Below are 19,138 nucleotides of genomic sequence, written 5' to 3' on the forward strand. Positions count from 1 at the left end.
AAAGGATTCTCTAAGCAAATATCAACGGCTTTCACTTTATGAGCTCAATATAACGGATTATCAAGCTGAAATATTAGCAGAAGCATTAAAAGTTAGTACTTCTCTATATAGATTTGAATTGCTGGGTTGCGAAACTAAATTAAAAAATTGGATAAAGTTAGCGGATGCTTTAAAAATCAATACTTCTATTAATTCCTTAACTATAAATTACCCTAACATCAAAGAAAGAGGGTTAAAAATATTAGCAGAAGCTTTGAAATATAACGTTTCATTAAAAGATTTATATTTAAATAGATTTACTATTAATGATATAGTTGCGAAATGCTTATCTGAAGCTTTTAAGTGCAATATTTCACTTGAAAGAATAACTTTAAATAAGGTTAGTACTGATAAAGGCATAAAATACATAGCAGAAGCTATTAAAACCAATCTTTTTACAAATGAATTAACAATTAATTATAAAAATCCTTTGTCTGAAGAAAGTGAATTTTTCCTTAATAAGAATGATAGCAAGGAATTAATAGTTGATTGTATAAAAGCAGAAAAAGAGGGTAACCTTAATAATATTCCTTTTCCAAAAATTGAATTTTGCTTTCCGTTTATCAGAAATATGCTTGACAACCTCCCCTCAGCAGATAAAAAAGCAACCAGATATAATTCTTTAAAATCTATAGTAAATTACCGAAACACAACTCTTTTAGCGCGCAGAGGAATAACTAAAAGCTGCTTGCTGCCGGGCTTACCTTTGGAACTTACAGCTCACATAAATAACTATTTAACCCATGAAGATTTTTTATCGCCGATATCTCCTTTTCGAAAAAGAGATATGGAAATGGATTTATTAATAAGAAGAGTATTAGAGTTGCCACCTGAAGATTTATCCGTTTCTTCTGAAGAGCATAAGCAACGGCAGAATAATCCCATATTACCGTCAGTTAATGAATATAACGGGGCTTTTAATATGGCTTTATCTGCTTTGCTGCTATCTGCAGCATCTGTTAGCATAGTGGTAGTCGCTTCAATATCAGATATCTGCACAACCTCTACTGCATTAATATATGGTGTCGTAATTCCTACGGGAGCTATTTATCTATTTAAAAATATTAACTATGCTTTACAAAGAACTTCTATCTTCCAAGATAGATTGGTGCACCTTACTGCAGAGAAAGATATAAGCCGCAACTAAAAATATTAAGTTTATATCGAGGGGGGCCTTATCACTATTTATAGCGGGTGCTTGTATAAATAACTATGTGATTTATGCACAAACTTTGTTTAATTTTAAATTTCAGCCAAACTATATGTGTGTATGCTATTTAACAATATTTATCTTCCCTTGGTGCTTCGATAATTTTCTTTACTTCTTCAAAGTCACTAAAGCGATATTTAATATCACCGATAATCTGGTAATCTTCATGACCTTTACCGGCAATAATTAAGGTATCACCCTCTTTAAGGCTATAAATTGCATGCTTAATCGCAGCCCTTCTTCCTTCAATTTCAAGTGCGCCTTGAGTTCCGCTTAGTACTTCCTTTCTAATCTGCTTAGCATCTTCATGTCGCGGATTATCATCAGTAATTATAACCACATCCGCTAAGCGGGATGCAATCTCACCCATAATCGGGCGCTTTGATTGATCACGATCTCCGCCGCAGCCGAATAGTATATGAAGTTTTCTTGAGGTAAACTTTTTTGCCGAGATCAGAACTTTTTCCAATGCATCGGGTTTGTGAGCATAATCAATGAAGATTTGTGCGTCTTTATATTCCCCGACTTTTTCAAGCCTCCCTACCGCAGGTAAAAGAGACGGAATAGCGGAGACGGCATCTTTAATCTTTATATCGCTTGCAGTTATTAAACCCAGTGCACAAGCTAAGTTATATTTTTGGAATTCAGCATTAAACGGAAACTTAGTTTCAAACTTCTCCCCAAATACAGCAATATTTAATAACTCACCGCTTTGAGTAAAAGTAATATCAGCATCTCTTATTCCATAAGAAATTACCTGAATATTTCTTACGTTACAAATAGACTTTAATTTCTCAAACTCTTTAATGTCCTTATTCAACACGGCAGCAGAACCGCCAGGCAATAGCTCTGAAAAAAATCTTAGCTTTGCCGCAAAATATGCATCTAAAGTTTTATGATAGTCTAAATGATCTTGAGTAAAATTGGTAAACCCGCCGGCTTTGAAGTCTACCCCATCTAATCTATATTGATCCAAGCCATGGCTTGAAACCTCGATTGCCGTGTGAGTTATATTTTCTCTGACTAAATCTTTGAGAACGGAATGCAGCTTAACAGGGTCAGGTGAGGTCATGGTTCCTAATGAATCATACTCGAGTTCATTGGATATCACTCCTAAAGTACCTATACTTGCAGCTTTTATGCCAGCATATTCCGCCATTTGCCTATAGAACCCGACGGTAGAGGTTTTACCACTGGTTCCCCCGACTCCTACTATATTTTTCGGCTGGTGTTGATAAAATTCAGCAGCAATAATTGCTAATTCTTTTCGCGGGTTTTCAACAAAATGATAGGTTGCCCCTGGCTTTTGAGCGATCTTTGAAGAAGAAGCAACAATAATTTGTGTAGCACCTTTTTCTATGGCTTCGTCAATAAAATCTTCACCGTTAAATTTCTCTCCCCGTATAGCCACATAAATATTTCCCTTTTCAACTATTCTTGAATCGAAAGCAATCCCGGTAGCTCTACTTAGGTCGGTCATTTTTCATCCCCAACCTTAAGTGCTGCAATAAATGCGGATTGTGGGATATCAACCCTACCGATCGACCTCATTTTCTTTTTACCTTCTTTCTGCTTATCTAAAAGCTTACGTTTCCTGGAAATATCTCCGCCGTAACATTTAGCGGTTACGTCTTTTCTAAGCGCACTTATTGTTTCGCGAGCAATAATCTTTCCGCCGATTGTAGCTTGAATCGGAATGGTAAACATATGCTTCGGAATTAAATCTTTAAGCCTCATGCACATTTCTCTTCCTCTCTGCTCGGAGCGGGATTTATGAACGATTATTGAAAGCGCGTCCACCGGCTCGGAGTTTACCAGAATAGTAAGCCGCACCAAATCACTCTTCATGTGGCAGTCAAATTGCCAGTCGAAACTTGCATAGCCTTTTGAGCAGGATTTTAGCCTATCATAAAAATCATATACCACTTCATTAAGCGGTAGCCTATAAACTAACATAGCTCTGCTGCCCACATAAGTAAGATCGAGTTGCTCGCCTCGCTTCTCCGTACATAAACTTAACACCGAACCCAAGTACTCATCCGGCACCATAATGGTCGCTTTAATCCACGGCTCTTCCATGAATTCTATATGTGTCGGGTCAGGCATATCGGAAGGATTATGAACCTCGAGCACTTCGCCGTTTCTAAGGTGAACTTTATATATTACGCTTGGTGCAGTGGTAATAAGATCAAGGTTATATTCCCGCTCTAATCGTTCTTGAATGACTTCCAAGTGGAGCAATCCTAAAAACCCGCATCTGAACCCGAAACCCAACGCCGTTGAAGTTTCCGCTTCAAATTCAAAGCTTGCATCATTAAGCCTTAACTTAGCCAAGCTTTCTTTTAATACGTTAAAATCACTTGCATCGGTCGGATAAAGACCGCAAAACACTACCGACTGAGTCGGTTTGAAGCCGGGTAAAGCTTTATCGCAAGGGTTTTTATCATCAGTTAAAGTATCTCCGACCTTGCAATCAGCCACCTGCCTGATTGAAGCGGTAATAAACCCGACTTCTCCCGCGGATAATGCATCAGCCATAACTTTTTTAGGGGTAAAAATACCGACGCTGTCAACGTTATAAGTTGCATTATTGGACATCATCTTGACCTTCATTCCTTTGCGAATAGATCCATCTATTATCCGCAAAAGAATAACAACTCCAAGGTAAGCATCATACCAACTATCCACAAGCAATGCCTTAAGCGGTTTCTCCGCTTCCCCTTCAGGTGCGGGCAAAAGATTAACGATTGCTTCCAAAACCTCATCAATTCCGATACCTGTTTTAGCGGAAATATGTACTGTAGAAGAGGTATCAAGCCCGATTACTTCGGTAATCTGCTCTTTAACCCTTTCCGGATCGGCTGCCGGTAAATCTATTTTATTTAGTACCGGGATAATCTCATGATTATTTTCAATTGCTTGATAAACGTTTGCTAAGGTCTGCGCTTCTACCCCCTGACTTGCATCAACTACCAGGATTGAGCCTTCACAAGCGGCAAGGGACCTACTTACCTCATAAGCAAAGTCAACATGTCCCGGAGTATCAATTAAATTTAAAATATAAGTTTTTCCATCTTTAGCTTTATAATTCAGCCTTACGGTTTGGGCTTTAATCGTAATACCCCTTTCTTGCTCAATATCCATTGAATCAAGCACTTGCTTAGTCATTTCTCGTTTTTCCAAACCGCCGCAGGTTTCGATTAATCTATCCGCTAAAGTAGATTTACCGTGGTCAATATGTGCAACAATTGAAAAATTTCTTATTAATGAAAGGTCTGTAGTCATTTTTTACAAGCATCATTTTATATGGCATGAATGATACATGCATTCCATAGAAGCCTCAAGCTAAAAAATTTTAATGTGCCTGCTCTTTCATTACTCCATATGCTATTCTAAACTTACTTAAACTTCAGCACTGATCTTTTTAACCCCATCTTGCTAACTAATTGAATCATTATCCGATAGATTGTATTAATTCCATATGTTCAACTTTGATTTCTAGAACACCTCTTTCAATTGAGTTTATTTATAACTATTTAGAGAGCTCAGGAAATATGCTCCCCCTAGATACTAAGCTTTGCCAATACCCTTGTTCCCCATTTATTGTCGGATTATTATTGCTCTCGGATGGATGAAGCCTAAAGCTACTTTTATTAACAGGAGCTATATATGAGAGGGTAGTTAACACTTCCGGCGCTTCTTTCTCAGCTTGCTGTTCAGGAAAGAAAAGTTTTTCTTGGGGTTGAGTTGGTTCCTTTTCAGGATCAGCCTTCTTTGCTTCAAGTTCATCTACTAATATATTTAACTGATAATTGCTTCCTAATAAGCGATTATTTTCTTTCTGCAACTGAGCTTTTTCTTCTTGCAAACTAGTAATTTCATCCACAAAAGCATGGTGCTTTTCTTTTAAAGAATCGATAAACTTATATAACCTGTCATTTTCCATTTTTAACATGGAATTTTCTTCTTTAATATTCGTTATTTCAGCAGACATTGTTTTTATATAATTCTCTAAAATCGGTTGCAGAATTTTATCACGATAGTATCTATCTAAAACATCTCTCCACCCACTTTCAAGCAATCCTTCCAATGATCTAATCGTACTATATTCTTCTGAAGACGAAGAGTTTATTGTATACTGTGGAGTGTTCGCAACCTCAGACATTGAAGCTTGGAATATAATATTCCCTTCCGCTTTTTTAATGTGACAATTCTCCTTTCCCTGCATAACCCGCCTCTTATTGATGATATAAAATTTATAAAAGTTAACAATCTATTATAAAGAGTTAAAATAATTTTCAATATATATTTTATAAACTCCAATTATTGGTAGATGGTATTTTTATAACCTGGTCGTAGTAAAGCTACTCTGGCTTTTTTCATTACTTATCCTTTCTTGCCAACTAAAAGGCTTATTATCATATATATATTTAACCTTACTATCCGCGGAAAGATGGGCTACCAGCACCGTATTCCACTCTTTCCCGCCAATATCCCGGCGCTCTCTCAATCGGCTGCGTGCTACTCTCTGAATGTGTTGTAAGCGTATATCCCTCAGGAGGCAGAGTTATGAATTGCTCAAGAGCTTCTAATGTAAATTGCTCAGGAGCAAACTTTGAATTTTCCGGGTTGGGTTCAAAATAAAATTGATTAGAATGAGGCTGGCTGGATAGGGCTGTAGAAGTTTCGGTATATTCAGTAGGTCTAATGATTTGTTGCTTAAGAAGAGCATTTTCTTCTTTTATTTCTTCTAACTCATTTTGTTTTTCTTCCAATTCCGCTTGCTTTAATAAACAAAACTCCTCCCAGCGCCCGGCAATACTTATCGAGCGCTCATTATTATCCTTTAATTTAGCAAATTTTTCTTCTAAGACTGCTCTCTCGTTTTGCACTTTACTAAGCTTTTCGTCTAAGACCGTATATTCCTTTTGCAAAGCAAGAACTTCACTTCTTAAACCTTCCTCTCTTTTTTTTAAGTATTCAAGGCACTTAAATAAATTTTTATTATCTTCAGTCAAGCTCCCAACTTTCGCTCGCAAAACTTCATTCTCATCATTTAAACTAGTTTTTTCTCTCCACAAGCTGCCGTTTTGATTTCTCCAATTACCTATCTCTTTTTGTAAACCTTTTTTATTTTGCTTTAAATTAGCAATTCTTTTTAATAATTCTTCTTCGTTTCTTCTTGCATTAGCTTCGTTTTCTATTGCTAACTTTTGTTCCCTTCTTATTTTTTCAATAAAAAAGCTTCCTAACGAAGCTTTACTACTACTTATACTGCCTAAATCTTTTAGCGATTCACTTAGAAAGCTATCGCTACTCGCGTTACCTTGGTTAGGCACGAATGAAATATTTTGCTTCGGCTCTTCTATCCTCCTTTTTTTGCGTTCAGGCTGCGATTCGCTTGTAACTTCAGTGTGACGCGGCCTTATCGGAACATGGCTATACCCGTTTTCATTTGCATTCCCCCTCTCCTGCATAGTGCTTCCCCCTTTTTAACTTATACTCTTTATAAAACTTAATCATTATACTATAAAGAGCTAATATAATTATCAAATACTTTTCTTTCTCTATACTTCAATTAAATTTATTGGCTAATTACGTGATATATACCAATAGCTTTTAAATTTAAAAGTATCTACTCGGGCTTTCCCTACCGGAGACTAAATCCTGCCAAAATCCTTGGCTTATCTCAGGTGATCCCGGGAATCGGAATTGATCATCCTGTTCGTTAATGCTTTCCACAGCCTCAGAGTCTTTATGTAAATGCTCCGGGTTAATAGTAGTTAATTGAGTAGAAGTTTGTTGCTCTGAATAAATTTGCATTAAACTTTCATCGTCAAGTATAAAGCTTGGTTGATGATAAACTTCCTCTAAACTAGCTATCTTAGCTTTTAACCAACCAACCTCTTGGGTTAGAAGAATATTAGAGTCTGCTAATCCGATATTTTCTTCCTTTAATCGGCAGTTTAATTCTTTCATGGCTTCAACTGCTTCCCTCGCTTCATTAACCATTTCTTGCGCACATTTAATTGTCTTTTTCATGTTATAAATTTCGCCCAATAAAAATTTATTTTGATTTTGCAAATGTTCATTTTTTTTATTAAGATCCTTAATAGCTTTTTTTTCCGCTTTTTGTTCTTTTTCTGATAATTCAGCTATTATTCGTGCTTTATATAAGCCGAGATATGGATTTAAAATATTTAAAATATTATCCATTGTATAATGTGATTTAATTTTCGGATCAGCATTACACGGATTATCCGAAGCTATTTGAGTCGCATGCCCAACTTGTTTTCCCTCTATTTTTAGATACGCTTGCCTTAACACTTCCATTTCGGCACTTGTAAGATGCTTACTTCCAAATTTAGAAATACTTCCCTGCTTATCTGCTACTCCCCTCTCCTGCATAGCGCTTCCCCTTTGACTATACTTAATTCTATAAAGACCTAATATCATATTATAAAGGGGTAAAATAATTTACAAATAGTTTTCTATTAAACTTTTAATTTTATTTATTCATTAATTAAAGCCATACTAAAATTCAGAATTGAACTTTCAATTTAAATGTGAATTAATATTACTTAATTAGAAATAAAAATTAACGGATAAACAATTTAGATCATGAGTAAAATACTGGATTTTTCCGAACTTCTTATCACAAAATTTTGCCATGATATTTCCGGGCAAATTAGCGCTATTGATAATGGACTTGAGTTTTTAAAGGATGGCCATGAAGAAATAAAAAACAAAGCAATGGAGTTGGTTTCTTCATCAAGCGCAGAGCTGGTAACCAGAATGAATTTTTACAGGTATGCCTACGGCAATCTCAAACGCAACGGAGAAGCGGATATTGAGCAATTAAGCAAGCTCATTCAAAAACATTATATGAATTCTAAAATAAAAATAAATTGGCAATATAACACTGATATCTGTTTAAGGGGAATAACTAACCGAGCCTGCAAATTGCTTATTAACCTTGTAATAATCGCCTCAACTTACCTTATTCACGGCGGTGAAACGGAAATTAAAATTGAAAAAGGTTCGGCTGGCAAACTACTTAGAATCACGGGAAGGGGTAGAGATATAAAAGTTAATCCCGAGCATAAATCAATTTTAACCGAACATAATGAAGCAGAGCCGACTATATTTAATATACAGGTTTTCCTAACCCGAAAACTTGCTGATGAACTAAACGCTCAACTTCAAATGGACTACAGCAACGGCCATATTACTTTTTATGCGGAGCTTTAATCGGCAGAAAAATTAAGGGCTATATATGCATTATTAGTTAATGTTTTATCTCTCTAATAATCATAGTTATCAAATAAAATAAGCTAAGTTGACTTGCTATTTTACTGTTTCACATGTAAAAACTTTAAATAGTTAATTTATGGTTTAAATGGATATTACAAATGTTTTCTTATTTTGCTAAAAAATTGTTCGGTAGCTCAAATGATAGGTTTGTTAAATCCTTATATCCTGTTGTTGCCAAAATTAACTCACTTGAGCCTATATTTGAGAAGCTTTCAAACGATGCATTGAAGGCAAAAACTTTTGAATTTAAGGAACAGCTAAAAACCGGACGGACTTTAGATGATTTACTGCCAGAAGCATTTGCAGCCGTAAGGGAAGCTTCCAAGCGCACACAGGGAAAGAGACATTTTGACGTGCAGCTAATCGGTGGCATAGTGTTAAATAATGGTATGATTTCGGAAATGAAGACCGGCGAAGGTAAAACATTGGTTTCAACACTCCCCGCTTATCTGAATGCATTAACCGGTAAAGGTGTCCATATTATAACCGTTAATGACTATCTTGTTGAACGCGATTCAAAATCAATGGGAGAAATTTATAACTTCTTAGGCTTAAGCGTCGGAAGTATTACTAACTCAATTCCAGACTGGGTGAGAAAAAAAGCTTATGAAGCTGATATAACTTACGGAACTAATAATGAATTCGGGTTTGATTATCTCCGCGACAATTTGAAGTTGGATCTTGAAGAAATGGTTCAAAGGCCGTTTAATTATGCAATTGTTGATGAGGTGGACAGCATTCTTATAGATGAATCAAGGACACCACTTATAATTTCCGGGCCTACCGAGGATAACTCGGATCTTTACTATAAAATCAATAAACTCATCCCACTTCTAGGAGAAGGAGACTATGAAACTGATGAGAAAGGAAAGAATTGCGCACTGAGCGATAAAGGCCATGAGACGATTGAGCAATTATTGAAAGACCATAAGATAATCAGCAAAGATGCGGAGCTGTATAACATAGAAAATATGGGGATTGTCCACCATGTTAATCAAGGATTAAGAGCTCATAAAATCTTCCAAAAAGATGTCGATTACATCATCAAAGATAATAAAGTAATGATCATCGATGAATTTACAGGAAGAGTTTTAGATGGCAGAAGATATTCGGAAGGGCTTCATCAGGCATTAGAAGCTAAAGAAAACGTACAGATTCAAAATGAAAACCAAACCTTAGCCTCAATAACTTTTCAAAATTACTTCAGAATGTATCCTAAGCTCGCGGGCATGACAGGAACCGCTATGACTGAAGCAAACGAATTTATTGATATTTATAAGTTACCGGTATTCAGCATTCCAACCCATCTTGAAGTAAAGCGTAAAGATGAGGAAGATGTTATATATAAAAGCATGAAGGAAAAATATGATGCGATTATAGAAGAAATAGAAGCAAGCCATAAACACGGGCAGCCTATACTGGTGGGAACAGTAAGTATTGAGAAATCTGAATACCTTTCATCCTTACTTAAAAAAAGAAAAATTAAACATAACGTACTAAATGCAAGGCAGCATGCTAAGGAAGCCGAAATCATAGCACAAGCCGGAAGACCGGGGAATGTTACCATTGCAACCAACATGGCAGGTCGCGGAACTGATATTATGCTTGGTGGCAACCCTGATATGCTAATTAACGAAGAGCTTAAGAAATATCCTAATAAAGATATAAATATCATAAAGGAAGAAGTTTTAGCTACAATTGCCTCTGATAAGGAAAAGGTACTTGCAGCCGGCGGATTATACGTTTTAGGAACTGAAAGGCATGAATCCAGAAGGATTGATGACCAATTGAGAGGTCGTTCGGGAAGACAGGGAGATCCGGGAAAAACTAAATTTTATCTTTCGCTTGAAGATGATTTGATGCGTATATTCGGCTCGGAAAAGATCAGCAGCATGCTAACTAAGCTTGGCCTTAAAGAAGGTGAAGCAATTATTCACCCGTGGATAAGCCGCTCGATCGAAAAGGCTCAACAGAGGGTAGAAGCCAGAAACTATGAAATACGTAAGAATTTACTGAAATTCGATGATGTTATGAGCGAGCAGCGCTCGGTAATTTACGAGCAACGCTTGGATTTAATGAAGTCGGAAAAATTATCCTCCTTCGTAAAAGAGCTAATTGTGGAAATAAACGGCTCATTGGTTGAGAAGTTTGTTCCTAAGAAATCTATCTCGGAAGAATGGGATTTAGACTCATTTGAAAAAGAGGTGTTTAGAATTTACGGCTTACATTTAAATATTAAGGATTTTGCTTCTAGTGAAGGTGTGGCAAACGAAGAAATTTTAGATTTTCTGGAAGAGCAGGTATTTAGCGCTTATCAGGATAAAGTGAATAAATATGGTCAAGAGTCGATGCAATATGCTGAAAAGCATATAATGTTGGTTACACTCGATCACTTATGGAAGGATCATTTGCATATGCTTGATCATTTACGTACCGGGATTAATTTAAGGGCTTACGGGCAAAAAGATCCGCTTAATGAATATAAAATAGAAGCATTTAAATTATTCCAAACTATGCTTGATGATTACAACATATTAATTGTACAAAGAATTTTCCAATTACATATTCAAGATGCTTCCGAGCTCGAACAGCATAACAATGAAGCAAAAATGATCGAATCTAGAAACGATCCGAGCATTGAGCAAAGCCGTAACTTTTTAGGAGAAAGAGATCCGAGCAATCCGGAAACCTGGGGCAAAGTTTCACGTAATGAACCCTGCCCTTGCGGTTCGGGTAAGAAATACAAACAATGCCATGGTGCAATTGCTTAAGGGTTTTAAGTAATCATTCCTGATCTTGTGATGTAAAAGTGTTACACTGATTTTATAGCAATGATAGATATGTAAACATAAAAATGACAACAAAGAACCCAAGAATTAATGTTACCTTCGAAGCAACAACTATAGGCTTGATTTCACACCTGGCACACTTGGAACATAAATCCGTAGCTAGCTTTGTTCGAGAACTGGCTCTTGAAGCATTAGAAAGGCGCGAAGATCTTTATCTATCTCAAGTAGCTGAAAACTTGGATAAAGATAACGTAAAAATTTATAGCCATGAAGAAGCATGGAAGTAAAATATCACATATGTTATCAGGAAGAAGTAGTCCGAAAATATATTCCCAACCTTTCATCTTCTGCTAAAGCACTTATCAAGCAGGCAATTGAAGAACTTTTAATGGTAGACCCGGTCGGGTTCGGTAAAACCTTTACGTTATAGTTTTAAAGGGCATAGGCGATTACGTGTAAGTGATTACCGAATAGTTTATCGCATTGAATATGAAACCACCACAGTTGTTATCGTTGCCATAAAACACCGCAAGGAAGTTTATGAGTTATAAAGTAAAGTAAGTTGAATATCCTAGTATATAGGGAGCTAGTTGAGCTATAAAATTTCAGCTAAGTTTGCGTATAAAAACCATAGACATTTACAAAGCGCACGCGCTATAAATGGCGGTGAGGAGCGTGCTTCTTGCTATTTTTATTAAACTCAATTTATTATACTTATTTTTATATAATAAGGATAGCTTAATTAAAACAAACTAATCTATGTTAAGCCCCTAATCCTTTATTATTACCCTAATCCTATATTATTATTTTGGCTACTCCTCTCGGCTTTGAGATTTGCTGTTTTTTCCCCTACTACCGGTTTACCTTCTCCTTTCTCCTTAGGCTTATCATCTTTCTTAGTCAGCTCTACTTTCCCGTCATTCCTGGCTTTTTCAAGCATTTCATCAAATTTCTTAGCATCCTGAGGACGGGAATTTTTTTGAAATTCATCGGCATTTTTATTTGTGGAGTTTTCAGGGTCTTTTCTTTTATCACCCATTACATCTCTTTTAACATCTCCTGCTACGCTTACAACATCTTTTAAAACCGTGTTACCGGCAGCAAGTGCACCTGCTCCTACAATTTTCCCACCTTCTTTAAGATCACCCACCGCCATTTTTCTAAACCCTTGCGCGGCTCCTTCGGTCATTTGGGTAAATGATTGTACTGCTCCTCCTAATAATCTTAAGCCTTGAGTAAGAAGAGGTATCTTAACTTCGTCTCCGATATCCTTAACTTCAGTCCCTAATTGCTTTATCGGCGCAGTTACGTTCATAACAAATTCTCCGCCCACTCTTGTTAAAGCAGCTCCGGCAATTTTATATGAATCCAGTTCATTTGGTCGTAGTATAGTCCTTCCTGCCGCACCACTTAATATACATGTTTCATGCACAAGATGCCCCGCCGCCTCGGTGGAAGCGGCTCCTATACCAAAAAGTCCACCCACGGCTTTTAGTGCGGTAGAAGCGGCAATAGCTACTCCCCACAATGATTTCCTGCTGAAAGACTTTGATTCGGTAAAATTTTCTCTGGTAATTCTTAAAGGCATTGATGCCCATTCATTTATCTTTTGCATTCCTGTGCTAGCCGCGCTACATACTGTATTCAAAGCAGCACCTAAATTATTAAACCCGGCATAAACTCCATTTCCTGCTTTCTGCAGAATAGTATCACTAGGATTATCCCCCAGCTCATATTTCTTTTTGAGTTCACCAAAACCCGGTTTTTTATCAGCCATTTTATTCACTATATAATTTATTCCTATTGTTTCATAATATTATAAATAAGTTAATAAATAGTTAATTACTTGTATCTATTTTTTATATTATTATTCAGAAAGGCACAGGTTAATTATTAATACTTAAAAGCTTGAAAAAGCTAAAAAAATAGTAATACTACGAAACCAGAGCTTTAAAGCAAAATTATAAAATGCAGATAGCGGCAAAAATTACGGGCTTTCCTTTTTCGGAAGATGTTTTAGGTTATTTAGCTAAAGATATTAGTGCTAAGTTTAATGATATTTATATAGCAAATAAGGTTGTTGTTGTTCTTCCCAGCCGAAGGGCGGTAAGGAATCTAAAATCTAAATTATTAAGCTTGAGTCGCGATAAAATTTGCTTCCTTCCTCAAATCATCACTTTTTCGGATATACCTAATAACCTGATATTATTTAACTCTGACTGTGATAACTTAGACATGAGACTGCCTGATATAATAGATAGCTTTTCGCTCGATATGATAGTCTTAGAAATTATCGAAGAAATAAAAAGTTTATATCCAAGCTTTAAAACCTTTCAGGATAAAAAAATTTCAAGTTATATAAAAAATTTTTATTAAATTTTTTACATACAACCAATGCTCATCCTCAATAAAAATCGATAATCCCGATTATGAAATATTTAATTACTTACTTGATACCTTCACTCAGAAACTAAAATCATTAGGTAAGGTAACTGAACAGCAATTAAGAAACGAAGCAATTTTTAGACTTAAACATGCCTGGAATGTTGAAAAAGCCGGCAGTCATATTTATTCGGTTCTTCCTACTTCTAATACACCTTATATATTTGATTTTTTAAAACTGGTTAGTATAAGAAAGAATGCTGAAATTATAATTAACGGATTAGAGCCCCCGATCGATCTTACGGAATGGGAAAGCACTACTGAAAAACATGCTAATTTCTTTATTAAAGGCTTTTTAAACCATATAGGCTTAAATATAGATAAAATTAATTGCTTACCTATGTCTCAAGCTGTTAGTAATGATTATAGGATTATTGAAGCGAAAAATGAGATAGAAGAAGGAAGGCAAATAGCTTTAGCTATAGTAGACCACTTAAATTCCGATATTCACAACATCGGTATTGTAACTGAAAACCGTATAGTTGCGAAACTTATTAAAGAAAATCTTAAAAGATATAACCTTGACATAAATGATACCGTAGCAAGAAGCTTAATAGAACTTAATGAGGTTAAGTTTTTCTTACTTATTTTTGAGCTTGCTGTTAATAATACTTTAGATAAAGTTGCCCTACTTAGCTTTCTTAAACACCCTCTTACTAATTTAACCATAAATGAAGTAGAGGAATTTGAAATTAATTATTTTAGAATTCCTAAAATTTATAACTCGCTTTTTGAAGTGCTAAGCCAAATTGAGCGCAATGAGCAATATTTAGGAATTACACAAGTTATAAAAACCGTGTTGGAATTTAAACCTAAAATATTATCCGGCAAAACTTTTTATAGTTTTTTCTCTGAGCACTTGAGGTACTTTAACACGCTAGTGAGTGAAGAGATAAGGAATAGCTTACCTAGCTTGGACTATCTTATCGATTTAAAAATGGAATTAAAGCCTTTAACTTATGCCCATAAGCCGATAAAAATCCGACGTTACAAAGAGCTGTTAATAAAAATATTAAGCGAACAATCTTATCGGGATGAGGAATTCATTGAAGAAGTACAAATCCTCACTCCACTTGAGGCGAGGCTACAATCATTTGACCTTGTTATTATTCCAAGCCTTAATGAAGGAAATTTTCCTGATATTACACGAGATTGGCCGCTTATCGATGCTGCTCTGGCCACGCAATTTAACTTTCCTAACTATCAGGAGCCTTTAGGTTTCGGTGCTCATGATTTTAATAGTTTAATTAGTAATAGAAAGGTTATATTATCGCGTTCACGATACTCCCAAGGCAAAGAAACTACGGAATCCAGGTTTTTATCCCAACTTAAAGTTGCCACTTCAATTGAACAAGTTAATTATAAATCTGCTGAAGACTCGGAAATATTTGAATATAAACCATCTGCGAGGGCTAACCCTAAGCCGCCCCTTTCTGCAAGACCCAAAAAGTTTTCCGTAAGCTCCATTGAGCGGTTGATATATAATCCGTATGTTTATTATGCAAAATATATTTTAAACCTTAATCCTCTGGATGAGCTGGACGTAACTTCAATAAAAAGAGATTTCGGCATTCATTTACACAAAGCACTCGCTGAGATTTTTGAACAAACCTTACCTCTTTGTGCTGAAAAATTTACTAACGATTTACTAAATAAATTTAAGGCTTGTGCTGAAAAAAGCGTTTTAAGTGATAGTAACACTTTACAATTTTGGCTTAAACGCGTGGAACGAATTGCTCCTTGGCTATATGATTATGAGAAAGAGATTTTGCCGAATTTGAAAGGAAGCCTTACTGAAAAAAGAAAAGAGATTAATTTTAATATTGCAAATACGACTATCTCAATTTCAGCTATTTTTGATAGGGTGATGTTATATAAAGACGGTGGGATTAAAATTATTGATTATAAAACCGGGTATACCCCGCTGCAAAAAGAAGTAGATAGAGGCTTATCCCCCCAGTTTCCGATTGAAAACTTGATATTGCGAGAAGTAATGAATACCGATGATATATCTCAGGAGTATATAGAACTACGGGGCAAAAAAGACATAGCAAACAGCAAACCGATAACGGTTGATAGCAAAGTCAGTAGAACAGAACTTATTAAGTTAATCACCATATTTTTAGATCCTAATCAAGGATATTTTACAAGTATTGACTTAGAAAAAAATCAAAGGTTCAAAGAATATCAACACTTGATTAGCTTAAATCTAGAGTAAATTATGCAAAACGGGTATTACCTAGGAGTTACTTTTAAACTTCTTAACTTATTAATTTTTACCGCTATTTCCTTAGGGCTGCTCGCGAAAAGTAAAACGTTGAATCCTATTGAAGAATTTTTTATTATCTGTATTTCCGGCACCTTATTTCTATTACCTTGGGTAGTATTCACCAAAGCAAAGCACCTTAGGGTTAAAAGCTATTGGGGTTATGTTTTAAGAGCTTCATTTAGTATTATCGGCATGGTTGCCTGGATTGAATCTTTAAAAAGTCTTGGTGCTAATGAAGCAACCTTAATAGCTTACCTTAATCCACTGTTTACCATAATTCTTGCTACACTGTTCAGAGAGGAAAAACTTAAGCTAACTTCGTTTTTTGGGATAGCGTTATGCATACTTGTTGTAATTTATACCCTTAAAGTTGAGACTGACAGGTTTAATATGCAAGGTATGTTTTTCGGGTTTTGTTCAGCTTCAGCCTGGTCATTTTATGAAATAATTTGTAAAAAACAATCTTATGCCGAGCATTTTTTGACGCAGGCATTTTATACTCTTTTATTCGGTATGCTTATAATGTTACCTTATGTGATACTTAACAATACTTTCAATAAAGTTATCGAATTTGAGGTAATTGGAATATTAGGTATCTTAAGGGTGCTCAACATAATCTGCTTATTTCTGGCTTATAAATTCGCTCCTATAAATATATTAGCGCCGTTTGGTTATTTTAGATTAGTATTTATGGCAATAGGCAGCTTCCTCATCTTCCATAACACCCCTACCCTAAGCGTCATATTTGCAGCAATTATAATAATTGTTATTAATATTTATATTTTTAATATACAAAAATTAAGAACCGAATAAACATAGAAAAAACTTTATAACTATAGTTATTATTATATTATGTTATAAATGAAAAACACAAAATATATGGATTGATTTATACTTTTTAACTATATATAGTGTAATTATAATTAATAACCATAGATACCAGTTGAGGGAAGTTTATATGTCTTTATTAGATGCAGCTCCGATATTTAAGCCTTTTTCTTATCCGTGGGCATATGATGCTTGGAAGGTACAACAACAAATACATTGGTTGCCTGAAGAAGTACCGATGGCGGATGATGTTAAGGATTGGAAAAAGAATCTTACCGAGGGCGAGAGACATTTACTTACCCAAATCTTCAGATTCTTTACTCAAGCTGATATTGAAGTGAATAACTGCTATATGAAGCATTATGCTAAAGTATTTAAGCCGACTGAAGTGCAAATGATGCTTGCCGCATTTTCTAATATGGAAACTATCCATATTGATGCTTATTCACATCTCCTGGATACTTTAGGGATGCCTGAAGTAGAATATCAAGCCTTTATGAAATATAAAGAGCTTAAAGATAAATATGACTATATGCAGCAATTTAATTCCGACTCTAAAGAGGATATTGCAAAAACATTAGCGGTATTTGGAGCTTTTACCGAAGGATTACAGTTATTTGCTTCTTTTGCAATGCTGCTTAATTTCCAAAGATTCGGGAAAATGAAAGGAATGGGACAGATTATAGCATGGAGTGTCAGAGATGAAACATTGCATACTAACTATATTATTCGTTTATTTAGAACATTTATAAGTGAAAACCAGGAAGTTTACACTGATAGCTTTAAACAGTTTTTAGTAGATGCTTGCCAAACTATTGTTTCTCATGAAGATGCATTTATTGACCTTGCTTTTGAGTTTGACGGTGCCGTACAAGGATTAACCGCAAGTGACGTAAAGCGCTATATCAGGTATATTGCAGACCGCAGGATTACTCAATTAGGTTTAAATCCGGTTTATCATATAGAACGTAACCCGCTTCCATGGCTGGATGAAATACTAAATGCTCCGGAACATACTAACTTCTTTGAAAACAGGGTTACCGAATATGCAAGGGCTGCCACTAAGGGAACTTGGGATGAAGCCTTTTCAGCAGCATAGGCCTCTTTGATTATATAAGCTTTTTGAGATAATATTTTTGGGAAGCTTATTATTCATTTAATGCTTGGTTGGATCATTTGGGCAGATTCTTTATAACTCTCGGGTGCTTTACCTTTGGGTAGATTATCTTTTATATACTCTTTATTCTCATAAACTTGCTTAATTTCACTTTTTGCTTTTTCACTTATCTCGATTTTAGGAGAGTCAATATTAGCAAATTTCTGAAATGTTTTACCCAAAAGAACATCGATAGGTCTAAAAACGGCTGATAATAAAGTTCCTACTGCTATTTTTTCAATAAGTGAGTCAACATGTAAATTAGTACCTAGAGTGCTGTTGATATCGACTTCAGCAGTTTTAGTTGCACCTTTTAAAGAGCTTTTTACCACATCTTGAAAATTTATATAATCACTTTTACTCATAAATTCGGAAAAAATAAGGCTGATACTCACCGTTAATAATGTCCCTACCCTAACAGGCAGCTCAAGCACATTAAGAAAAACTGAGCTTAGCGTACTTCTAACAGCTGCATTTATTATGGATTGAAAAAGATCCTGTGCATTAGAAATAAATTTTCGGCCTAAATTTCTTTCCAGTTCATCTTTTCCTATTGTAGAGTTTTCAATAGCATATTCTAATCTTCTTATTTGAGTAAAAACCGCAGCTGAAATGATTGCGGCAGGAATTATAAGGATTGCTACAGGGATTGCCGCTAAAGGAGAAGCAGCAAATAATGACATAACCGCAGCAGAGATAATAGTCATACACACCATGCTCATTACCGCTTCACCAATGGTAGTAATCATTTGCGCATAAAATTTACCCTCATCGCCGTAAAGGTTTACAATATGGTTAGCAAGTGTAGTTGCGCCATAGGAAACTCCCATCGCCCCGATAATCCCGGCAGTTGCAGGTAAAGATAAAAAGCTTAGAGAAAAGAAACCTAGAAACAAAGCATTGTAATATATAGGCCTCTCATCCATTTTATTAACACTGCTACTGATTACATAACTGCAATAATTATAAGTTGAACAAATCCAGCTCTTTGTACCTTTAATCACCTCATAAGGCTGATATAATATTGAAGTAACTCTAGCTAAGGGATATTCTTTCAAATTTAACCTTTAAAATGATCAAAACTTCATATT

17 protein-coding genes are annotated in these 19,138 nt (G+C 35.4%); 10 read left to right on the forward strand and 7 right to left on the reverse strand.

Annotation, left to right across the window (positions count from 1 at the left end):
- The first annotated feature begins 118 nt into the window (after positions 1-118).
- Positions 119-1,186 (forward strand): leucine-rich repeat domain-containing protein, encoded by a 1,068-nt coding sequence (locus I862_RS01315; RefSeq protein ID WP_038538071.1) that lies wholly within the window; start codon positions 119-121, stop codon positions 1,184-1,186.
- Positions 1,187-1,316: 130 nt separating this feature from the next.
- Here I862_RS01315 and I862_RS01320 read toward each other — a convergent pair whose 3' ends face one another.
- The 5 genes from I862_RS01320 to I862_RS01340 all read right to left on the reverse strand — a co-directional run bounded on the left by I862_RS01320 (position 1,317) and on the right by I862_RS01340 (position 7,657).
- Positions 1,317-2,729: a UDP-N-acetylmuramoyl-L-alanyl-D-glutamate--2,6-diaminopimelate ligase gene (locus tag I862_RS01320; protein ID WP_052646295.1), complete on the reverse strand. Its 1,413-nt coding sequence runs from the start codon at positions 2,727-2,729 to the stop codon at positions 1,317-1,319.
- Positions 2,726-4,534 (reverse strand): translation elongation factor 4, encoded by a 1,809-nt coding sequence (lepA, locus tag I862_RS01325; RefSeq protein WP_038538075.1) that lies wholly within the window; start codon positions 4,532-4,534, stop codon positions 2,726-2,728. The genes I862_RS01320 and lepA overlap by 4 nt, the downstream gene beginning before the upstream one ends.
- 247 nt (positions 4,535-4,781) lie before the next feature.
- A complete protein-coding gene (locus I862_RS01330) occupies positions 4,782-5,477 on the reverse strand; it encodes a hypothetical protein (RefSeq protein WP_038538078.1) in 696 nt (231 codons plus the stop codon).
- 211 nt (positions 5,478-5,688) lie between these two features.
- Positions 5,689-6,726: a hypothetical protein gene (locus I862_RS01335; RefSeq protein ID WP_038538081.1), complete on the reverse strand. Its 1,038-nt coding sequence runs from the start codon at positions 6,724-6,726 to the stop codon at positions 5,689-5,691.
- 148 nt (positions 6,727-6,874) lie between these two features.
- Positions 6,875-7,657 (reverse strand): hypothetical protein, encoded by a 783-nt coding sequence (locus I862_RS01340; RefSeq protein WP_038538084.1) that lies wholly within the window; start codon positions 7,655-7,657, stop codon positions 6,875-6,877.
- Positions 7,658-7,870: 213 nt separating this feature from the next.
- Between I862_RS01340 and I862_RS01345 the strand changes: the two genes are divergently transcribed.
- From I862_RS01345 to I862_RS08795, 5 genes are all read left to right on the forward strand, one after another.
- Entirely contained in the window at positions 7,871-8,500 is a 630-nt protein-coding gene (locus I862_RS01345) for a histidine phosphotransferase family protein (protein ID WP_038538087.1), read from the forward strand.
- A gap of 161 nt (positions 8,501-8,661) precedes the next feature.
- Complete coding sequence (secA, locus tag I862_RS01350; protein WP_038538090.1) at positions 8,662-11,334, forward strand: preprotein translocase subunit SecA; 2,673 nt, start codon at positions 8,662-8,664, stop codon at positions 11,332-11,334.
- Between the two features lie 83 nt (positions 11,335-11,417).
- Entirely contained in the window at positions 11,418-11,639 is a 222-nt protein-coding gene (locus tag I862_RS01355) for a DUF6290 family protein (RefSeq protein ID WP_038538093.1), read from the forward strand.
- Positions 11,630-11,782 carry a hypothetical protein gene (locus I862_RS08505; RefSeq protein WP_199398813.1) on the forward strand — a complete coding sequence of 51 codons (153 nt, stop codon included), beginning with the start codon at positions 11,630-11,632 and terminating at the stop codon, positions 11,780-11,782. Before I862_RS01355 ends, I862_RS08505 begins: the two co-directional genes overlap by 10 nt.
- A 40-nt stretch (positions 11,783-11,822) precedes the next feature.
- Positions 11,823-11,903 carry a type II toxin-antitoxin system RelE family toxin gene (locus I862_RS08795; RefSeq protein WP_411572134.1) on the forward strand — a complete coding sequence of 27 codons (81 nt, stop codon included), beginning with the start codon at positions 11,823-11,825 and terminating at the stop codon, positions 11,901-11,903.
- 233 nt (positions 11,904-12,136) lie between these two features.
- Here the strand turns inward: I862_RS08795 and I862_RS01365 are convergent, their stop codons facing one another.
- Positions 12,137-13,129 carry a hypothetical protein gene (locus tag I862_RS01365; protein WP_038538096.1) on the reverse strand — a complete coding sequence of 331 codons (993 nt, stop codon included), beginning with the start codon at positions 13,127-13,129 and terminating at the stop codon, positions 12,137-12,139.
- A gap of 191 nt (positions 13,130-13,320) precedes the next feature.
- On the opposite strand from I862_RS01365, the gene I862_RS01370 reads away from it, so the two are divergent.
- The 4 genes from I862_RS01370 to I862_RS01385 all read left to right on the forward strand — a co-directional run bounded on the left by I862_RS01370 (position 13,321) and on the right by I862_RS01385 (position 17,990).
- Positions 13,321-13,728, forward strand: a complete 408-nt coding sequence (locus I862_RS01370; RefSeq protein WP_038538099.1) for a hypothetical protein — start codon at positions 13,321-13,323, stop codon at positions 13,726-13,728.
- A gap of 370 nt (positions 13,729-14,098) precedes the next feature.
- On the forward strand, positions 14,099-16,012 hold the full coding sequence (locus I862_RS01375; RefSeq protein WP_267880536.1) for a PD-(D/E)XK nuclease family protein: 1,914 nt from the start codon (positions 14,099-14,101) through the stop codon (positions 16,010-16,012).
- 3 nt (positions 16,013-16,015) lie between these two features.
- The gene (locus I862_RS01380; protein ID WP_038538105.1) at positions 16,016-16,876 is read left to right on the forward strand and encodes a DMT family transporter; all 861 of its coding nucleotides are present in this window, start codon (positions 16,016-16,018) and stop codon (positions 16,874-16,876) included.
- A gap of 145 nt (positions 16,877-17,021) precedes the next feature.
- A complete protein-coding gene (locus tag I862_RS01385) occupies positions 17,022-17,990 on the forward strand; it encodes a ribonucleotide-diphosphate reductase subunit beta (RefSeq protein ID WP_038538108.1) in 969 nt (322 codons plus the stop codon).
- A gap of 53 nt (positions 17,991-18,043) precedes the next feature.
- Here the strand turns inward: I862_RS01385 and I862_RS01390 are convergent, their stop codons facing one another.
- Entirely contained in the window at positions 18,044-19,105 is a 1,062-nt protein-coding gene (locus I862_RS01390) for a hypothetical protein (protein ID WP_038538111.1), read from the reverse strand.
- Positions 19,106-19,138 lie beyond the last annotated feature (33 nt).

It is taken from the genome of endosymbiont of Acanthamoeba sp. UWC8, from assembly GCF_000730245.1.
Taxonomy (GTDB): Bacteria; Pseudomonadota; Alphaproteobacteria; order Rickettsiales; family Midichloriaceae; genus Jidaibacter.

What these genes read in the sequence shown, in the direction of transcription:
- I862_RS01320 (WP_052646295.1), bottom strand. Translation starts at nt 2,729, where the DNA reads ATGACCGACCTAAGTAGAGCTACCGGGATTGCTTTCGATTCAAGAATA.
- lepA (WP_038538075.1), bottom strand. Translation starts at nt 4,534, where the DNA reads ATGACTACAGACCTTTCATTAATAAGAAATTTTTCAATTGTTGCACAT.
- I862_RS01330 (WP_038538078.1), bottom strand. Translation starts at nt 5,477, where the DNA reads ATGCAGGGAAAGGAGAATTGTCACATTAAAAAAGCGGAAGGGAATATT.
- I862_RS01335 (WP_038538081.1), bottom strand. Translation starts at nt 6,726, where the DNA reads ATGCAGGAGAGGGGGAATGCAAATGAAAACGGGTATAGCCATGTTCCG.
- I862_RS01340 (WP_038538084.1), bottom strand. Translation starts at nt 7,657, where the DNA reads ATGCAGGAGAGGGGAGTAGCAGATAAGCAGGGAAGTATTTCTAAATTT.
- I862_RS01345 (WP_038538087.1), top strand. Translation starts at nt 7,871, where the DNA reads ATGAGTAAAATACTGGATTTTTCCGAACTTCTTATCACAAAATTTTGC.
- secA (WP_038538090.1), top strand. Translation starts at nt 8,662, where the DNA reads ATGTTTTCTTATTTTGCTAAAAAATTGTTCGGTAGCTCAAATGATAGG.
- I862_RS01355 (WP_038538093.1), top strand. Translation starts at nt 11,418, where the DNA reads ATGACAACAAAGAACCCAAGAATTAATGTTACCTTCGAAGCAACAACT.
- I862_RS08505 (WP_199398813.1), top strand. Translation starts at nt 11,630, where the DNA reads ATGGAAGTAAAATATCACATATGTTATCAGGAAGAAGTAGTCCGAAAA.
- I862_RS01365 (WP_038538096.1), bottom strand. Translation starts at nt 13,129, where the DNA reads ATGGCTGATAAAAAACCGGGTTTTGGTGAACTCAAAAAGAAATATGAG.
- I862_RS01370 (WP_038538099.1), top strand. Translation starts at nt 13,321, where the DNA reads ATGCAGATAGCGGCAAAAATTACGGGCTTTCCTTTTTCGGAAGATGTT.
- I862_RS01380 (WP_038538105.1), top strand. Translation starts at nt 16,016, where the DNA reads ATGCAAAACGGGTATTACCTAGGAGTTACTTTTAAACTTCTTAACTTA.
- I862_RS01385 (WP_038538108.1), top strand. Translation starts at nt 17,022, where the DNA reads ATGTCTTTATTAGATGCAGCTCCGATATTTAAGCCTTTTTCTTATCCG.